Source organism: Acidovorax sacchari (assembly GCF_042847045.1).
Taxonomy (GTDB): domain Bacteria; phylum Pseudomonadota; class Gammaproteobacteria; order Burkholderiales; family Burkholderiaceae_C; genus Paracidovorax; species Paracidovorax sacchari.
Genome location: NZ_AP035783.1, coordinates 367,378 through 383,467, shown reverse-complemented (window position 1 = coordinate 383,467; position 16,090 = coordinate 367,378). Strand labels below are relative to the sequence as shown.

Here is a 16,090-nt window from a genome sequence, read left to right as displayed (position 1 = left end):
TCTTCCAGGCAGGCCTGACGGCACCGCGCAATCGGTCGTTTCCGATCGATGGCGGGCCACGGCCTCACCGTGAAAGAAAAGCCTCCGCCATGACGACATCGCCCGTCCCCCCGCCCTCCCCCGCCGCTCCGATCACTTCGCAGCCCGAGCCCGATTCCCGCCGCAAGCTCGGCTACCTGCTGCTCGCCCTGGGCCTGTATGCCCTGGTGCTGGCTCTGCCCGCTCCCGCCGGCCTTTCGCCCTCGGGCCAGGTCGCCCTGGCGCTGCTGGTGCTGGTCGTCACGCTGTGGATCAGCGAATGCGTCTCGCCCGCCAACAGCGCGGTGCTGCTCACCGGCATGGCGGTGGTGGGGCTGATGGGCAAGTCCCTCACGCCGGGCGCCAAACCCATGGGCTCGGCCGATGCGCTCACCGTGATGCTGGGCGGCTTCTCGTCCACGGCCGTGCTGCTGGTGGCCGCCGCGCTGTTCCTGGCCGTGGCGCTCAAGCACACCGGGCTGGACCGCCGCGTGGCCCTGCTGGTGATGAGCCGCGTGGGCATTTCGCCGGCACGGCTCACGCTGGGCGCGATGCTGGTGGGCTTCGTGCTGGCATTGTTCATTCCCTCGGCCACGGCGCGCGTGGGCGCGGTGATACCGATCATGGTCGGAATCACCGCGGCACTCGGCCTGCCCGTGGGCAGCAGCCTGGGCGCCACGCTGATGATCGTGACGGCGCAGGCCTGCTCGATCTTCAACATCGCGGTGAAGACGGGCGCGGCGCAGAACCTCATCAGCCTGAACTTCATGCAGGGCGCCTTCGGCCACGGCGTGACCTGGGGACAGTGGTTCCTGGCCGCCCTGCCCTTCACCATCGGCATGTCCGTCGTGCTGTTCTTCGTGTCCCTGTGGCTGCTGCGCCCCGAGGTGCCCGATTCCGAAGACGCCGCAGGCAACCTGCGCGAGCAACTGCGCGCGCTGGGGCCCGTCAGCGCCCCGGAGAAGCGCCTGATCGCGGTGGCGCTGCTGCTGCTCGTGCTCTGGTCCACGGAAGGCACGCTGCACCCGTTCGACACGACCACCACGACGCAACTCGGCATCGCGCTGCTGCTCATGCCGCGCATCGGCGTGATGCACTGGGCACAGGCAGAAAAGCTCGTGCCCTGGGGCACGGTGGTGCTGTTCGCGGCCTCGATCTCGCTCGGCACGCTGCTGCAGCGCACCGGGGCGGCCGGCTGGCTGGCCCAGCAGACGCTGGGCCAGCTGGGGCTCGCGGCCCTGCCGGTGGTGTCGGTGATCGGCGCGCTGGCGGTGTTCAGCATCGTGCTGCACCTGGGCTTCGCCTCCGCCACGGGCCTGGCCAGCACGCTGATCCCGATCTTCATCGCCTTCGTGCAGACACTGCCGGTCTCGAAGGAGACGGCATTCGGCATCGTGCTCGTGCAGAGCTTCGTGGTGTCGTTCGGCTTCATCCTGCCGACGAACGCTCCGCAGAACATGCTGTGCTACGGCACGGGCGCGTTCGGCACGCTGCAGTTCGCCAAGGTCGGGCTGGTGGTGACGCTGGCGGGCCTGGCGCTCATCCTGCTGCTGTCGGCCACGCTGTGGCCGTGGATGGGCGTGCTCTGACGCTGCGCAGGTGGCGCGGGCTCAGCCGCGCCGCGCCGCCTGGTAGAGGCCCTGTACGCGCGGCACGTTCTGCTCCAGTTCGCGGATGCGGTCCGGCCCGCTCGGGTGCGTGGACAGGAAGGCGAGCCCGCCCTGGCTGCCCGTGGCTTCGCCCATCTTGCGCCAGAGCGTGACGGCGGATTCGGGGTTGTAGCCGCCGCGGGCGGCCATCTCCAGGCCGACGAGGTCGGCCTCCGTCTCGTCGCTGCGGCTGAACTTGAGCGAAATCAGCTGCGTGCCGATGTTCGCGGCCGCGTTGCCCAGGTCGCCCAGGCCCAGCAGCTGCGCGCCGAGCGACAGGCCCATGCTCGTGGCCTGTGTCTTGGCCAGGCGGGCGCGCGCGTGCTCGCGCAGCGCATGCGCCATCTCGTGGCCCATGACCATGGCGGCTTCGTCGTCGGTGAGCTTGAGCTGGTCCAGGATGCCGGTGTAGAAGGCGATCTTGCCGCCCGGCATGCAGAAGGCGTTGATCTGCTTGCTGCCGATCAGGTTCACTTCCCACTTCCACTGCCGCGCACGGTCGTTCCACTGCGCGGAGAAGGGGATGAGGCGCTGGCCGATGCCGCGCAGGCGCACCAGCTGCGGGTGCGTATCGCCGGCGAGGGCGCGCTGGGCCTTGGCCTTGGCGAGCATCTGGTCGTACTGCTGGTCGGCGGCGGCCTCCAGCTGCTCGGCCGGCACGAGGCGCCGCATCTGCGAGGCGGAGCCCACGTCCACCTGGGCCAGCGCCGGGGCTGCCACCGCCGCGCCGGCCGCGAGCAGGAAACCCCGCCGCGCATTCCAGGGCCCGGTGCGCAGGGCGGTGCAGAAGCGGCAGCCGGTATCGGAATGCGGCATGGCCGCCGGAGACCCATCGACGGCCGGGAAAGGGGAAGTCGGGTGATCGTTCGGCATGATGGGGCGAGTCTAGTGCGGCATGCCGCAGCGCGGCTGTAGGCCGCCCGCGCAAATGTCCATGCAGCCGAAGCGGCGTTCCGGAGGCGGCGCGCCTTCACCCGGCAGCGGCCCCCTTGCGGCTGCGGACCTCCGACCAGACCACGATCAGCAGCCCGCCCAGCACGCCCGCCAGTCCCCACACGGCCATGGCGGACGGCGACTCCCCCACCACGGCCACGGCCAGGGCGAACGCGGTGACCGGCTCGGCCAGCGCGAGGGTGACGCCGGTCGCGCCACTGATGTGCCGCAGCGCGTGCGTGAACAGCAGGTAGGCCAGGCCGGTGGCCACCAGGCCCAGGTACAGCACCACGCCCCAGGTGCGCGCCGACACCGCGAGCGGCCCGGCGATGGCGAAGGCGGCCGGCAGGGAGAGCAGCGCGGCCGAGCCGAACACCGCCAGGTTGACCGCCCCTGGCGCGGCGCGGGCCACCAGCCGCTGGTTGACGAGCGCATAGGCAGCGTACGACAGGCCCGCCAGCAGGCACAGCGCGATGCCGCCAGGCGGGGCCTGCACGCTGGTGCGGCCGTCCAGCGCCATGGCGGCCCCGCCCGCCACCCCGAGCAGCGTGCCCACCCACCACACGGCCGCGGGCCAGCGGCGCTGCACCACGGTCTGCAGCAGCCCGGCCCAGACCGGGCCGCTGCCGATGGCGATCGCCGTCCCCAGCGCCACGCCGCAGGCCTTCACCCCGGCGAAGAAGCTCAGGTTGTAGGCGGCCACGCAGACCCCGCCGGCCAGGACGCCGTGCCAGGGCAGCGCACCCAGGCCGCGCGCGCCGCCCTGCCACCGCAGCAGCGCCGCGAAGAAGGCGCTGGCGATCAGCAGCCGCAGCGCCCCCACCCACACCGGCGCCAGGCCGGAAGGCGCAAGACTCTGCGCCGTGCCCGTCGTGCCCCAGAGCACGGCAGCGAGCAGCACCATGCCGATGCCCAGCGGCGCCCGGGCGGCGGACGGTGCCGGCAGCCGGGAGGTGGCGGAAGATGGCGTCACGGAAGAAGTCGCTGGCGATGGGGAGGACATGGCCGCGAGCGTGCCACGCGGCGCGGCCGCCGGATGTCGCGCAACGCTCGAAGTGCGCCGTGCGTCAGTCCCTGCCCGCGTCCCCGCGCAGCGCGCGGGCGCCGGTGCCGCGCTCCCGGCGCAGCGCGCTCGCGAGCGCCGTGCCCGTGGCATAGCCGCAGGCCAGCGCCGCGTCGTCGAGCCGCTGTCCGCGCGCGATGCGCTGCGCGGCAGCATCCAGGCGCAGCCCGCGCAGCCAGGCCTGGGGCGTCGCCCCCGTCAGTTCCAGCCAGCGGGCATGGAAGCGCTGCGGGCTCAGGTGGCACAGGGCCGCCATGCGGGGCGTGGGCCAGGGCTCGTGCAGGGCAGCCTCCACGGCCTGCTGCAGCCGCTCCAGCGGCAGCGCCCGGCGGGCCAGCACGCGGGGCGCACGGCCCAGCAGGGCTTCCAGGTGGGCGGCCACCTGCCCCCCGTGCGCGACGGGCGCACTCCACACGCCGGGCAGCGAGGGCAGGGAGGGTGCACCTCCAGCCCCGCCTCCGAGGGCGCGCGCCAGGCCGTCGCGCGCCGGGGCCGGCACGGCGAAGCGGCGCAGCCGGTCCATGCCCGGTTGCGCCGCCGCATCGACCACGCAGAAGCGGGCCCCGGGCGAGGCCAGGTAGCCGTGCCGCGCACCGGCGGGTATCAGGATGCCGCAGGAGGCGTCCACGAACGCCGAACGGCCGTCCACCTCCAGCTCCATGCGCCCCTGCAGCCCGACCAGCACCTGCGCATGGTCGTGCGCATGCGCGGCGTGCTCCCCGCCATAGTGGCGCAGGGTGCAGGAAAGGAAGGCGGGGGTTCCCGGCAGCATGGCCCGCATGGTACGCCCGGCGGCCCGCCCCGATAATGCCGCCACGCCCGGCCGCCCCGCCCCGGGGGACGGCCACGCCCTTGCCCATGACCTCCACGCAGCCCTCCGAGCCTCCATCGTCCGCGCCCTCCGTGCCAGCACCGCCCCGCCGTTCCTGGAGGGCCGCCTGGAAGGTCTATGCCGAACCTGCCAGCCTGCGCATGCTCGCCCTGGGCTTTTCTGCCGGCCTGCCGCTGCTGCTGGTGCTGGGCACGCTGTCGTTCTGGCTGCGCGAGGCGGGCGTGGACCGCACCACCATCGGCTACCTCAGCTGGGTGGGCCTCGCCTATGCCTTCAAATGGGTGTGGGCGCCGCTGGTGGACCGCATGCCGCTGCCGCTGCTCACGCGCGCGCTGGGCCGGCGCCGCAGCTGGCTGCTGTTCTCGCAGGCGCTGGTGATGGCGGGCCTGGCGGGCATGGCCTTCAACGATCCGCGCGCGGCGCTGGCACCCATGGTGTGGTGCGCGCTGGCGGTGGCCTTCGGCTCGGCCACGCAGGACATCGCGCTCGACGCCTTCCGCATCGAATCGGCCGATGCCGACCGGCAGGCCGCGCTCGCCGCCACCTACCAGACGGGCTACCGGCTGGCGATGATCTGGGCGGGCGCCGGCGTGCTGTGGGTGGCCGCGCGCGCCGAGGTGCCCGGCCTCGCGGGCTACCAGCCCGGCGCATGGCGCACTGCCTACCTGGTGATGGCCGCATCCATGCTGGTGGGCGTGCTCACGGTGCTGCTCTCGCGCGAGCCCGCGCCGCGCCCGCTGCCGCCCGCGCGCAACGCGGCCGAGTGGCTGCGCGGCGCGCTGATCGATCCGTTCGCGGACTTCATCGCACGCTACCGCTGGCAGGCGGCGCTGATCCTGGCGCTGATCGCCGTCTACCGCATCAGCGACGTGGTGATGGGCATCATGGCCAATCCGTTCTACGTGGACATGGGCTACACCAAGGACGAGGTGGCCGCCGTCACCAAGGTGTTCGGCGTGTTCATGACGCTCGCCGGCGCCTTCGTGGGCGGCGTGCTGTCGATGCGCGTGGGCGTGATGCGCGTGCTGATGCTCGGCGCCCTGCTGAGCGCGGCGAGCAACCTGCTGTTCGCGTGGCTGGGCCTGCAGGGGCACGACGTGACGCTGCTGGTGCTGGTGGTGTCGGCCGACAACCTGGCCGGCGGCATCGCCTCGGCCGCGTTCATCGCCTACCTCTCGGCGCTCACGAATGTGCAATATTCGGCCACGCAGTACGCGCTGTTCAGCTCCATGATGCTGCTGCTCCCCAAGTGGATCGCGGGGTTCTCGGGGCGGTTCGTGGATGCCTTCGGCTACCCCGGGTTCTTCGCGGCCACCGCGCTGCTGGGGCTGCCCGTGCTGCTGCTGGTGGCGCTGGCCGCGCGCGTGCAGGCCCGCCCGCCGGCGTGAGCCGGCCGCGGCGCTGCCGGCGTTTACCTGAACTTTACGGAGACTTCAACGCCCCGAGATGCGCCGGGGCGAGCATGGGAATCCGCCCCCCGCGGAGAAGACGAAAGACGCCATGAGTACCGCCCAGCTGTTGATGATCGAAGACGACTTCCGCCTCGCGCAGATGGTCATCGAATACCTCGGCCAGTCGGGCCTGGAGGTCACCCACATGGCCGACGGCCAGAGCGGCATGGCCCGCCTGCAGGGCGGCGATGCCGGCGCGCTGCCCGACCTGGTGATCCTGGACCTGATGCTGCCCGACATGGACGGGCTCGACGTGTGCCGCCGCATCCGCTCGCTGCCGGGCGCCGCGGCCCAGGTGCCGGTGCTGATGCTGACGGCCAAGGGCGACCCCATGGACCGCATCATCGGGCTGGAGCTGGGCGCCGACGACTACCTGCCCAAACCCTTCGAGCCGCGCGAGCTGCTGGCCCGCATCCGCGCCATCCTGCGCCGCCGCGAGACCGGGCCCGCCGCACCGTCGCAGGCCATGCGCTTCGGCACGCTGGAGATCGACCGCGACGCGCGCTCCGTCACCGTCGGCGGCCAGCCGGCGGACCTCACCTCCTACCAGTTCGATCTGCTGGTGGCGCTGGCCGAACGCGCGGGCCGGGTGCTCACGCGCGACCAGATCATGGAGGCCGTGCGCGGCCGCGAGCTGGAGGCCTTCGACCGCTCGATCGACGTGCACATGGGCCGCATCCGCGCGGCGATCGAATCCGATCCCAAGAACCCGCGCCGCATCCTCACGGTGCGCGGTGTCGGGTACGTGTTCGCAAAACAGCAAGATTGACGGCACGGAAGCCATCCCATGTCCAATCCCTTTTCCCGCCGCCTCTACCTGCGCATCTGGCTCGCCGTGGTCGGCGGGATGGCGGTGCTCACGCTGGCGGTGGGCTGGGCATGGCGCATCGCGGCAGAGCAGAACGCGCTGTCGCAGCCGGCGCCGCCGCCGCGCGAGGTGGTGCTGCTGGACGCATCGGGCCAGACGGTGCTGCGCGGGCTCGCGATCCGCGTGCCGCCCCCCGCGGGCGCGCCGCCGGGCAAGCTGGAGTTCAGCGTGGAAGGCGAAGACGGCCAGATGCCGCACACGCTGCAGTTTTCGCCGCGCATGCATCCGCCGGGTGGCGAGCGCGACCGCCGCGGCGGCCCCGAGGTCGCGTTCTGGACGCGCCCGCCCTTCGGGTTCCTCTGGATGCTGGGCATCGTGGGCATCGCGGTGGCGGTAGGCGTGTTCCCCATCATCCGGCGCCTGCTGCAGCGGCTGGAGACGCTGCAGCGCAGCGTGCAGCGCTTCGGCGAGGGCGATCTGTCGGTGCGCGTTCCCGAACACGGGCAGGACGAAGTGGCCGACCTCGCCCGCCAGTTCAACGCCGCGGCCGCGCGCGTCGAGACGCTGGTCAAGTCGCACAAATCGCTGCTCGCCAATGCCTCGCACGAACTGCGCTCGCCGCTCACGCGCATCCGCATGGGGCTGGAACTGATGCAGGGCAGCACGCCGTCGCCGGCCTTCCGCTCCGAGATCCTGCGCAACATCGCCGAGCTGGACCAGCTCGTGGACGAAATCCTCCTTGCCAGCCGCCTCGACGCGCGCGAAGCCGACATGGGCACCGTGGAAACGGTGGACCTGATGGGCCTGGCCGCCGAGGAGTGCGTGCGCGTGGACGCCGAACTGCAGGCCGCCGACGGCACCGCCGCCGATGCGCTGGAAGTGCGCGGCATCGCCAAGCTGCTGCGCCGCGCGCTGCGCAACCTGCTGGAGAACGCCCGGCGCTACAGCCAGGGCGACATCACCGTCACGCTGCGCAGCACGGCGACGCACGTGGAGGTGAGCGTCTGCGACCAGGGCCCCGGCGTGCCGCCGGCACAGCGCGAACGTATCTTCGAGCCCTTCTATCGCCTGCCCGGCGCCAGTGAACGCTCGGGCGGCGTCGGCCTGGGCCTGGCCCTGGTGCGCTCCATCGCGGAGCGGCACGACGGCAGCGTGTACTGCACGGACCGTCCCGACGGCGCGGAGGGCGCCTGCTTCGTGCTGCGGCTGCCGCGCGCCGGCTGACCTCCGTCCGTCCGCGCCGCGCTGCGCATCAGCCCCCTTCCGGCCGCGGCTCCGGCGGCCACCGCCACGCCATCGCGCCCAGCATCGCCGCCCCCAGGCACAGCGCGCCGGCCGCCATCGCCAGGCCGTGCGCGAACCCCTGCCGCGGCGTGGCCGCATGGTGCAGCGCCCAGGCCACCAGCGGCGGCCCGGCGATCTGGCCCAGGCCGTAGGCTACCGTCAGCAGGCCCGCGAAGCTGTCGCCCGCCGCCGGCCAGATGCGCCGCGCTTCCTGCAGCGCATAGAACGTGATGGCGGTGAAAGGCAGCCCCAGCAGCAGGCTGCCCAGGGCGAAGCCGGGCACGCCCGGCCATGCCAGGCCCAGGCCGATGGAGAAGGCCTGCAGCGCATAGCAGCCCGCCAGCAGCCAGCGCCGGTCCCAGGCCGCCGGGGTCCGGGTGGACAGCGCAGCGCCCAGCGCCACGCCCGCGCCGAACACCGGCCAGAACAGATCGGGCCAGGGCGATCCGGCCGGCAGCACCCCGCGCGCGATCACCGGCAGGAACGTGGCGGTGACGATATATCCCAGCCCCGCCAGCCCATAGGCCAGCGTGAGCAGCGCACGGGCGGAGCGGCCGCCGCGGGCCCCGGGAGCGGCAGCCTGCGCCGCAGCCGGCCCCGACGCGCCCGCCGCAGGCCGCGCCGACCCGCGCACCACCGGCCAGACCAGCGCGCACAGCACCGCGCAAAGCAGCCCGAAGACCGCCCAGGCCGTGGCGGCCCGCCAGTGCGCCGCAACCATGGCGCTGCCCGACAGTCCCGTCAGCACGATGCCCAGTCCCGGCCCGCAGAAAATCAGTCCGCCCAGCGCCGGCTGCCCCATCGCCACCAGCCGCGCCATGCACCAGGACGACACGTTGAGGAACACCACCGCGCTGGCAACGCCCGCCGCCGCGCGCAGCAGCGGCCATGCGCCGGGCAGGGGCAGCGCCATGCCGCACGTCAGCAGCACGGTGGCCGCCAGCCCCCAGCGCGTGAGCCGGGCTCCCTGCCACGGGCGGAACGCGTCCGGCGCCAGCCACGGCAGCGCCATGCAGGCCAGGGCACCCACCAGATAGCCCACGTAGTTGACCGTGGCCAGCCAGCTTCCGCCCGCGAGGGTGAGCACGCCATCGCCCAGCATCATGGGCAGCAGCGGGGTGAAGGCGAAGCGGCCGATGCCCATGGCGGCGCCGAGCGCGGCCATGCCGGCCAGGGCGACCGCCAGTGGGTTGTCCACCAGGGTGGGGGGCTTGGCCAGGGTATCGGCCGGGACGGTTTCGGGTGCCATGCGGGCCTCGTCTTGTTTATTCTCTTTTTCAGATTATTATTCAAACAATCAATCTCTCAAAAAGAATTTCATGGACCTGTCCGCCCTGGAAATCTTTCGCGCCGTCGCGGCCGAAGGCAGCGTCACGCGTGCAGCCGAGCGGCTGGGCCGGGTGCAGTCGAACGTGACCACCCGGGTGCAGCAACTGGAGGAACAGCTGGGCGCCACACTGTTCGTGCGCGAAGGGCGGCGCATGGCCCTCACGCCGGCCGGGACCTCGCTGGTGGCCTATGCCGACCGCCTGCTGGCGCTGGCCGAAGAAGCCCGCCAGGCCCTGCACCCCGGCACGCCCGTGGGCCGGCTGCGCCTGGGCGCCATGGAGAGCACCGCCGCCGCGCGCCTGCCGGCACCCCTCGCCCGCCTGCACGCCCGATGGCCCGGCCTGCAGCTGGAACTGCGCACCGGCGCGTCGCGCGACCTGGTGGACCAGGTGCTGGCACACGCCAGCGACTGCGCCCTGGTCGCCTGGCCGCCGCCGGGTGTGGACCCGGAGGCACCGGTGGACCGCACGCCCGTCTTCACCGAATCGCTGCTCGTTGCCTTGCCTGCCGGCCACCCGGCGGTGGAGCGGCCCGGAGACCTGCAGGTGGACACGCTCGCCGCCTTCGGCCCCGGCTGTACCTACCGCCGCATGGGCGAGGACTGGATGCGCGCGCAGCGGCACGGCGCCGCGCCCCAGGTGCTGGAGCTGGCCTCCTACCACGCCATCCTGGCCTGCGTGGCCGCGGGGCGTTGCGCCGGCGTGGTGCCGCAGTCCGTCATCGACCTGATGCGCGAGCCACCTGCGCTGCGCTGGGTGCCGCTGCCCGACCGGGAGACGGTGCTGGTGCGCCGGCGCGGCTGGCACACGCCGGCCCTGGATGCGCTGCTGGACGCGCTGCGCGGCACTCCTGCCGGCCTGCCGCCAGGCGCCTGAACCCGGCCATACCCTGTTCCCATCCATCGGAGACCCGCCATGCCGACCACGGCCCTTTCACCCCGCCGCACCCCGCTGTTCGACCGCCTGGGCATCGCCCTGCCCATCGTGCAGGGCCCCATGACCGGCGCCGACACGCCCGCCCTGGCCGCCGCCGTGTCCGAAGCCGGTGGACTGGGCACGCTGGGCTGCGGCATGCGCTCGCCCACCGCCATGGCCGAGGCCGCCGCCGAAGTGCGCCGCCGCACGGCCCGCCCCTTCGGCATGAACCTCTTCGTGCAGGACACCCCCTCGCCCGACGCCGCCACGGTGCGCGAGGCGCTGGACCGGCTGGCGCCGCTGTACGCGGAATTCGGCCTGGAGCCCGCCGTGCCCGCGCAATGGTGCGAAGACTTCGCGGCGCAGTTCGAGGCCCTGGTAGAGGCCCGCCCGGCCGTCGCCAGCTTCACCTTCGGCATCCTCGACGCGCGCCAGGTGGAACGGCTGCAGGCGGCGGGCTGCGTCGTCATCGGCACCGCCACCACCGTGGCGGAAGCCCGTGCCTGGGCCGGCGTGGGCGCCGATGCGGTCTGCGCCAGTGGACTGGAGGCCGGCGGCCACCGGGGCACCTTCCTGGCCGACTTCGAATCCAGCCAGGTCAGCACGCTGGCCCTGGTGCCGCAATGCGTGGACGCGCTGCGCATTCCGGTCATCGCGGCCGGCGCCATCATGGACGGCCGCGGCATTGCCGCGGCGCAGGCCCTGGGCGCCGAAGGTGCGCAGATGGGCACGGCCTTCCTGTCCTGCCCCGAGTCGGCCATCGCCCCGGCCTACCGGGCGGCGCTGGCCCGGGCGGGCGAGACCAGCACCCGCCTCACCCGCGTGTTCTCGGGCCGGCCGGCGCGCGGCATCGTCAACGCCACCATGGAGCGGCTCGCCCCCTGGGAAGGCAGCGTGCCGGCCTACCCGGTGCAGAACGCGCTGATGGGCCCGGTGCGCAAGGCCGCCGCGGCCCGGGGCTGCGCCGACGCGGTGGCGCTGTGGGCCGGCCAGGGCGTGGCGGCGGTGCGGCCGATGCCGGCGGGCGAACTGGTGGCGCTGCTGGCCAGCGAATGGCGGGCCGCGGCGGGCGGGGTCAGCGCGGGCTCGCCGGCATGACGGCGGGACCGGTCTCCGCCATCAGGTGCCGTGCGGCGATGCTGTCCGGAAGGTAGAGCCCCCGCGCCAGATAGTCGTCCAGCCGCCTGCGGTCGGGCGCGCGCAGCTTGATGAGGGGCGGCAGCGCGCCCGCGGGCCGCGAGAACAGCAGCCGCAGCTTGAGTTGCGTGCGTTGCCAGCGCCCGAGCATGTGATAGTAGAACGGCCCGTCTTCCGCGCGGGCCAGCGCCAGCCGGTAGCCGCCGCGCGCGCGCAGGATGAACTGCAGCGCCAGGTGCATGCTGAGGTAGTCCGGCGCATCGATGTACTGCCGCACTTCCTCGTACACGCCCAGGGATTGCAGGTGGGCGATGTATTCGTGCCCCGTGCGGTGGATCACCTGGGTCGTGAACTCCTGCTGCAGGTCGGCGATGAAGCGGCTGCCCGGGGGCGCCGCCATGAACCAGTTCTCCACCACCGGATAGGCGGCATCGCGGGTATGGCGCCCGAGATAGAAGCCCACGAAGTCGGCCGGGGTGCGCTCCTGCTGCGCCAGCACCCAGTCCAGCGGCGCCGTGAGGATGGTGCTGGCATCCACCCAGATGCCGCCATGCAGCCGCAGCAGTTCCAGGCGGATCCAGTCGGCGCGCTTCGCGGGCGACACGTCGTCGAGCACGGCCGGGATGTCCGGCAGCCACGCCCGGGCGGAGACATCGTCCAGCAGGCGGATCTCGTAGCCCGGGCTGTTGCGCCGCCAGTTGGCGAAGCAGCGCTGGATCAGCAGCGGCGGAGTGGCCCCTTTCCAGTAGGCCCAGATGACGCGCGGAATGGGGCGCCGCCCCGCCTCGTCCTCCCGGTCCGCCGGCATGCCCCGGGCAGGCGCGATCGCATGCAGCGCGAACGGCGGCGGGGGACAGTCCTCGAGACGGCGCGGCCACAGGCCGTAGAACCAGCGCAGGCCGCGCGCCAGCCAGAGTTCGCCATGCGTCTTGAGCGTGGGACGGGGAAGTGCAGGCAGGTTCATCGTTGGCGAAGCGCGTGGGCGCGCAGGAGTTTCAGGCGCCGCAGCCACCAGCCGCGCTGCAGATACGCGCGCGCCAGCGCACCGGCCGGCAGGGGCGATACGGCGGCGAAATCGGCACGGATGCGGTCGGCGGCGGCGTCCAGCGCCGCCGGGTCGGCGCCGGGCTGGCCGGCGGCGCGGGCCACCACGCGCATGGCGCCTGTCAGGTTGCGCGCGCTCTGGTGGGCCAGGGCGAAGCGCAGCGCCGCGTCCCCGGCTTCGGGCCGGCCTCGCAGCGCTTCGCTGAAAGCCCGCAGTGCGGCGGACTGGTCCAGGGCCTTGGGCAGCGTCATGGTGGCCAGGATGCTGCCCCCGCGCTGGCGGTAGGCCACCCAGGGCCGGGGGGCGTGCCAGTAGCTGCGTGCGCCCAGCAGCGCCAGCGGCATGGTGGCCATGTCCTCGAAGTACCGGCCGGCCGGAAAGCGCACGGCATCCGGCCAGAGGGCGCGGCGCGTGATCTTGGACCAGGCATGCAGCTGCCCCGTGGACAGCAGCCCGGCCAGCAGTTCCGGCCCGCCGGGGCGCAGCGTGGCGTGCGGGCCGTCGAAGCTGCCGCGGTGGCCTTCGCCGCGCAGGCGGTGCTTCAGGCGCGGGCGCTCGCGCCAGACGGCGAAGTCGCACAGCACGGCGTCGGGCGCATGCAGGCGCACCACTTCGCTCAAGCCCCCGATGGCGCCGGGCAGGAGCTTGTCATCGGAGTCGAGAAACCAGAGGTAGTCGCCCCGCGCCGCGGCGATCATCGTGTTGCGCGCGGCGCTCAGGCCCGCATTGCGCCCGTGGTGCATCAGCCGCAGGCGGCCGGGCCAGCGGGCATCCAGGGCGGCCATGACCTCGGCCGAGCCATCGGTGGAGCAGTCGTCCAGCAGCAGCACTTCGACACCCGCATCGGCCGGCGCCTGGGCCAGCACGGATTCGACGCATTCGGCCAGGTAGTCGCGCACGTTGAAGACAGGCACCAGCACGCTGAGCCAGGGCGCAGCGGCCGTGCGGGCTGCCATCGGGGATGCGGAGAGCGTCATGGTGCAGCGGGCGCCTCGCGCATCAGGCCCTCCAGGAGGGCTTCGTAGCGCGCCGTCATGGTGGGCAGGCCGTAATGCGCCACGGCGTCCGCGCGCGCGGCGGCAGCCATGCGGGCAGCGGCCTCGGCATCGGTCAGCAGCAGCGCCAGCGCATCGGCCAGCGATGCGGCATCGCCCGGCTCGGCCAGCAGGCCCGTGCGTCCCGGCGCGATCACTTCCTGCACGCCCACCACGCGGCTGCCCACCACCGCGCAGCCGGCGGCCATGCCCTCGATAAGCGACAGCGGCATGCCTTCGTAATGCGTGGAGAGCACGCAGATCCGCTGGCCCATCAGCAGCCCCGGCACGTCGGCGCAGTGGCCGATAAACTGCACCTGGGGCAGCAGGTTCAATTCGCGCGCCAGCCGCTCGGCGGCCTGCCGCGCGCCGGCCTTGCCGCCACCGGCCAGCCGCACGGGCGGAGTGAGGCCGCGATCGCGCAACAGCGCCACGGCGCGCAGCAGCGTGGCATGGTCCTTCTGGCGGGCGAAGCGGGCGGCCATCACGATGCCGGGCTCGCGCGCGGCAAAGGGGTGGGCGGCGGCCTGGGCGAAGGGCTCGAGCCGTACGCCGTTGGGAATGGCATGGATGCGCTCCGCCGGGAAGCCGCGCTCCAGCAGTGTGCTGCGCACGCCTTCGGACACCCCGACGATGGCGGCCGTGCGCCGCGCCAGCCAGCGCGCCTGCGCCAGGCGCCAGGCGGTGTAGCGCTCGCGGGAGTTGTGCTCCACGTGCACCAGCCGGGGCACGCCCGCGAGCAGGCCGGCATAGCGGCCCCAGAGGTGCTCGCTGAAACCGTGCGCGACCAGGATGTCGGGCTGCCAGCGCCGGCAGAGCGCCGCCAGCTGCCACACGGTGACCGCATGCGCCCAGCCGGGTACCAGTTCCACCGCCATGCCTTCGGCCCGCAGCGCCGCAACGCGTTCGGGGGTGGTGGTGCGGCGCTTGGAGCGCAGCGCCAGCAGGGCGTCGAAACGGCCGGAGCCCGCGTGCGCGCGCACCAGATCGACGGCCACCTGCGTGGCACCGGAGAAGCCGCCGGTCACGAAATGCAGCACGCGCGGCCGCCGCGCGGACGGCATGCCCGCGGCCGGAGCGGCGTGGAGCGTGCGCGCGCTCATGGCACGGGGCTCATGCCCTGGCGCCCGCCACCGGCGCGCGCATGCCCAGCAAGACGGCCCAGGTCACCATGTTCATGAAGATGTAGAACATGATGCCGCTGTTGTGCGCGAAAAACACCTGCGTGAGCCCGAAGCCCGCATAGAGCAACGGGATGCACACCCCCGACAGCCGCAGCGCCAGCACCTGGGCACGCACCGGCTCGGGCTCGGAGGCCACCACCGCCATGCGGCGGCGGCTGGGCCAGAAGAGCGCGAGCGGCACGCCGTAGAAGCACAGCAGGAGGACCACGCCCCCGACGCCGGTCTTGACGAAGACGTCCAGCAGTTCATTGTGGACGTAGATGTATTCCAGGATGGAAGGCTCGTATTGCTTCGCCGCCACCCGCGTGGCCTTTTCCTGCATGTAGCCCGCCATGCCCCAGCCGGTCCAGGGCCGCTCCATGCCCACGTTCCAGGCGAATCGCCAATGCTCCAGCCGCTGGCCGACAGAGTTGTCGGCCTCGCCGTGGGTGTCGTACTGCGTCACCTCTTCCTGCATCCGCTCCCAGCGCTTTTCCATCACGTCCCAGTTCATGGCCGTGAGCACGGCCAGCGCGGTGACCAGCACGGCGGTGATAGCGGTGATCCGTCCCGGATGCAGGCGATGCAGCAGCCACAGGCCGATGGGCAGCGCCAGCAGCAGCGCCAGCCAGCCTCCGCGCGACTGCGACAGCACCGAGGCATTGAGGGCCCCGAGCGCGGCCACGACCGCCAGCCATGCCACGGCGCGCGGAAGCTGGCGCCACAGCACGATCAGCTGCAGGGCCAGCATCGAACCCAGCAGCAACGCCAGGTTGCCCCACTGGATGGCGTTCGTGCGGCCTGTCGGGAATCCGGAAGCCCGCAGCGCGCCCTGCACATGCACCTGCCACAGCGCCACCAGCCCCGCGCCGATACAGCCCACGAGCAGCCCCCAGAACAGCGGGCGCGGCCTGGGCGGCTGCGAGGCGATGAACAGCCCGCAGACGGCGCCCAGCATGAACTTGACGGGACGGTCCCACTGGCCCATGGTTTCGCGCGGATCGGACATTACGCACCACAGCAGCCCCATCGCGAAGGTCACCGCGACGAGGGCCAGGGTCCCCCGGTCGGGGCGCATGCGCACCCAGCGGGGCAGCGTGGCCAGGGCCCCGAGCAGGAGCAGCACGGCCCCGTATGAATAACCGGAAGGCAGCGTGAGCGCCAGGGCCGGCACCAGGAAGGCGGCCAGCGTCGTGAGGCGGCGCGGCCAGGGGCCGGGCCCCAGCAGGGAGGAAAAGGCAGCGAGAGTCATCGGAAGGGCAAGGCGTGCTTCGCGGGCACGGGTACGGAAAAGGCGGCATGCATTGCGCAATGGAGCAATGGCGCGGCCGCGGGATATTTATTCGGATGGTCTCTCCGCGGCGGATCGTAACGCAGCGCCGCGGTGCCAGAATGCCGGGCGTCGCGCATCCGCGCAGTCCGGCCGACAC

The 16,090-nt window shown here is 72.9% G+C and carries 14 protein-coding genes; 6 read left to right on the top strand and 8 right to left on the bottom strand.

Features of this window, described 5'->3' with window-relative positions; translation table 11 throughout:
• Nucleotides 1-89 precede the first annotated feature (89 nt).
• Complete coding sequence (locus ACGHC0_RS01745; protein WP_415267274.1) at nt 90-1,607, top strand: SLC13 family permease; 1,518 nt, start codon at nt 90-92, stop codon at nt 1,605-1,607.
• A gap of 21 nt (nt 1,608-1,628) precedes the next feature.
• Here ACGHC0_RS01745 and ACGHC0_RS01740 read toward each other — a convergent pair whose 3' ends face one another.
• The 3 genes from ACGHC0_RS01740 to ACGHC0_RS01730 all read right to left on the bottom strand — a co-directional run bounded on the left by ACGHC0_RS01740 (nt 1,629) and on the right by ACGHC0_RS01730 (nt 4,435).
• Complete coding sequence (locus ACGHC0_RS01740) at nt 1,629-2,483, bottom strand: M48 family metallopeptidase (protein WP_415268377.1); 855 nt, start codon at nt 2,481-2,483, stop codon at nt 1,629-1,631.
• A 154-nt stretch (nt 2,484-2,637) separates the two neighbouring features.
• Complete coding sequence (locus tag ACGHC0_RS01735; RefSeq protein ID WP_415267273.1) at nt 2,638-3,603, bottom strand: DMT family transporter; 966 nt, start codon at nt 3,601-3,603, stop codon at nt 2,638-2,640.
• A gap of 64 nt (nt 3,604-3,667) precedes the next feature.
• Nucleotides 3,668-4,435 (bottom strand): helix-turn-helix domain-containing protein, encoded by a 768-nt coding sequence (locus ACGHC0_RS01730; RefSeq protein WP_368353745.1) that lies wholly within the window; start codon nt 4,433-4,435, stop codon nt 3,668-3,670.
• Between the two features lie 86 nt (nt 4,436-4,521).
• Between ACGHC0_RS01730 and ACGHC0_RS01725 the strand changes: the two genes are divergently transcribed.
• From ACGHC0_RS01725 to ACGHC0_RS01715, 3 genes are all read left to right on the top strand, one after another.
• Nucleotides 4,522-5,883, top strand: coding sequence for an AmpG family muropeptide MFS transporter (locus tag ACGHC0_RS01725; protein ID WP_415267272.1), 1,362 nt, complete (start codon nt 4,522-4,524; stop codon nt 5,881-5,883).
• A 112-nt stretch (nt 5,884-5,995) separates the two neighbouring features.
• Complete coding sequence (locus tag ACGHC0_RS01720) at nt 5,996-6,715, top strand: response regulator transcription factor (protein ID WP_311234803.1); 720 nt, start codon at nt 5,996-5,998, stop codon at nt 6,713-6,715.
• Nucleotides 6,716-6,733: 18 nt separating this feature from the next.
• Nucleotides 6,734-7,978, top strand: a complete 1,245-nt coding sequence (locus tag ACGHC0_RS01715; protein WP_415267271.1) for an ATP-binding protein — start codon at nt 6,734-6,736, stop codon at nt 7,976-7,978.
• Nucleotides 7,979-8,006: 28 nt separating this feature from the next.
• On the opposite strand, the gene ACGHC0_RS01710 is transcribed toward ACGHC0_RS01715, so the two are convergent.
• Nucleotides 8,007-9,287 (bottom strand): YbfB/YjiJ family MFS transporter, encoded by a 1,281-nt coding sequence (locus ACGHC0_RS01710; RefSeq protein ID WP_368353743.1) that lies wholly within the window; start codon nt 9,285-9,287, stop codon nt 8,007-8,009.
• A 70-nt stretch (nt 9,288-9,357) separates the two neighbouring features.
• Here ACGHC0_RS01710 and ACGHC0_RS01705 point away from each other — a divergent pair, with 70 nt between their 5' ends.
• Together ACGHC0_RS01705 and ACGHC0_RS01700 are read left to right on the top strand one after the other, a co-directional pair.
• A complete protein-coding gene (locus ACGHC0_RS01705; protein ID WP_415267270.1) occupies nt 9,358-10,242 on the top strand; it encodes a LysR family transcriptional regulator in 885 nt (294 codons plus the stop codon).
• 39 nt (nt 10,243-10,281) lie between these two features.
• Nucleotides 10,282-11,379 carry an NAD(P)H-dependent flavin oxidoreductase gene (locus ACGHC0_RS01700; protein ID WP_415267269.1) on the top strand — a complete coding sequence of 366 codons (1,098 nt, stop codon included), beginning with the start codon at nt 10,282-10,284 and terminating at the stop codon, nt 11,377-11,379.
• Here the strand turns inward: ACGHC0_RS01700 and ACGHC0_RS01695 are convergent.
• Genes ACGHC0_RS01695 through ACGHC0_RS01680 form a run of 4 tightly spaced genes read right to left on the bottom strand, consistent with a single transcriptional unit; the run spans nt 11,357 to nt 15,912 of the window.
• Nucleotides 11,357-12,382, bottom strand: a complete 1,026-nt coding sequence (locus ACGHC0_RS01695) for a glycosyltransferase family 32 protein (RefSeq protein ID WP_368353740.1) — start codon at nt 12,380-12,382, stop codon at nt 11,357-11,359. The genes ACGHC0_RS01700 and ACGHC0_RS01695 overlap by 23 nt on opposite strands.
• Entirely contained in the window at nt 12,379-13,440 is a 1,062-nt protein-coding gene (locus tag ACGHC0_RS01690; protein WP_415267268.1) for a glycosyltransferase family 2 protein, read from the bottom strand. Before ACGHC0_RS01690 ends, ACGHC0_RS01695 begins: the two co-directional genes overlap by 4 nt.
• Complete coding sequence (locus tag ACGHC0_RS01685) at nt 13,437-14,600, bottom strand: glycosyltransferase (RefSeq protein ID WP_415267267.1); 1,164 nt, start codon at nt 14,598-14,600, stop codon at nt 13,437-13,439. The genes ACGHC0_RS01690 and ACGHC0_RS01685 overlap by 4 nt, the downstream gene beginning before the upstream one ends.
• A 10-nt stretch (nt 14,601-14,610) precedes the next feature.
• Nucleotides 14,611-15,912 (bottom strand): O-antigen ligase family protein, encoded by a 1,302-nt coding sequence (locus ACGHC0_RS01680; protein WP_368353737.1) that lies wholly within the window; start codon nt 15,910-15,912, stop codon nt 14,611-14,613.
• Nucleotides 15,913-16,090: the final 178 nt, after the last annotated feature.

Excerpts from the sequence above, each read along its gene's own strand:
- ACGHC0_RS01710 (WP_368353743.1), bottom strand. The coding sequence starts at position 9,287 with ATGGCACCCGAAACCGTCCCGGCCGATACCCTGGCCAAGCCCCCCACC.
- ACGHC0_RS01700 (WP_415267269.1), top strand. The coding sequence starts at position 10,282 with ATGCCGACCACGGCCCTTTCACCCCGCCGCACCCCGCTGTTCGACCGC.
- ACGHC0_RS01725 (WP_415267272.1), top strand. The coding sequence starts at position 4,522 with ATGACCTCCACGCAGCCCTCCGAGCCTCCATCGTCCGCGCCCTCCGTG.
- ACGHC0_RS01695 (WP_368353740.1), bottom strand. The coding sequence starts at position 12,382 with ATGAACCTGCCTGCACTTCCCCGTCCCACGCTCAAGACGCATGGCGAA.
- ACGHC0_RS01735 (WP_415267273.1), bottom strand. The coding sequence starts at position 3,603 with ATGTCCTCCCCATCGCCAGCGACTTCTTCCGTGACGCCATCTTCCGCC.
- ACGHC0_RS01680 (WP_368353737.1), bottom strand. The coding sequence starts at position 15,912 with ATGACTCTCGCTGCCTTTTCCTCCCTGCTGGGGCCCGGCCCCTGGCCG.
- ACGHC0_RS01685 (WP_415267267.1), bottom strand. The coding sequence starts at position 14,600 with ATGAGCGCGCGCACGCTCCACGCCGCTCCGGCCGCGGGCATGCCGTCC.
- ACGHC0_RS01705 (WP_415267270.1), top strand. The coding sequence starts at position 9,358 with ATGGACCTGTCCGCCCTGGAAATCTTTCGCGCCGTCGCGGCCGAAGGC.
- ACGHC0_RS01730 (WP_368353745.1), bottom strand. The coding sequence starts at position 4,435 with ATGCTGCCGGGAACCCCCGCCTTCCTTTCCTGCACCCTGCGCCACTAT.
- ACGHC0_RS01720 (WP_311234803.1), top strand. The coding sequence starts at position 5,996 with ATGAGTACCGCCCAGCTGTTGATGATCGAAGACGACTTCCGCCTCGCG.
- ACGHC0_RS01745 (WP_415267274.1), top strand. The coding sequence starts at position 90 with ATGACGACATCGCCCGTCCCCCCGCCCTCCCCCGCCGCTCCGATCACT.
- ACGHC0_RS01740 (WP_415268377.1), bottom strand. The coding sequence starts at position 2,483 with ATGCCGCATTCCGATACCGGCTGCCGCTTCTGCACCGCCCTGCGCACC.
- ACGHC0_RS01715 (WP_415267271.1), top strand. The coding sequence starts at position 6,734 with ATGTCCAATCCCTTTTCCCGCCGCCTCTACCTGCGCATCTGGCTCGCC.
- ACGHC0_RS01690 (WP_415267268.1), bottom strand. The coding sequence starts at position 13,440 with ATGACGCTCTCCGCATCCCCGATGGCAGCCCGCACGGCCGCTGCGCCC.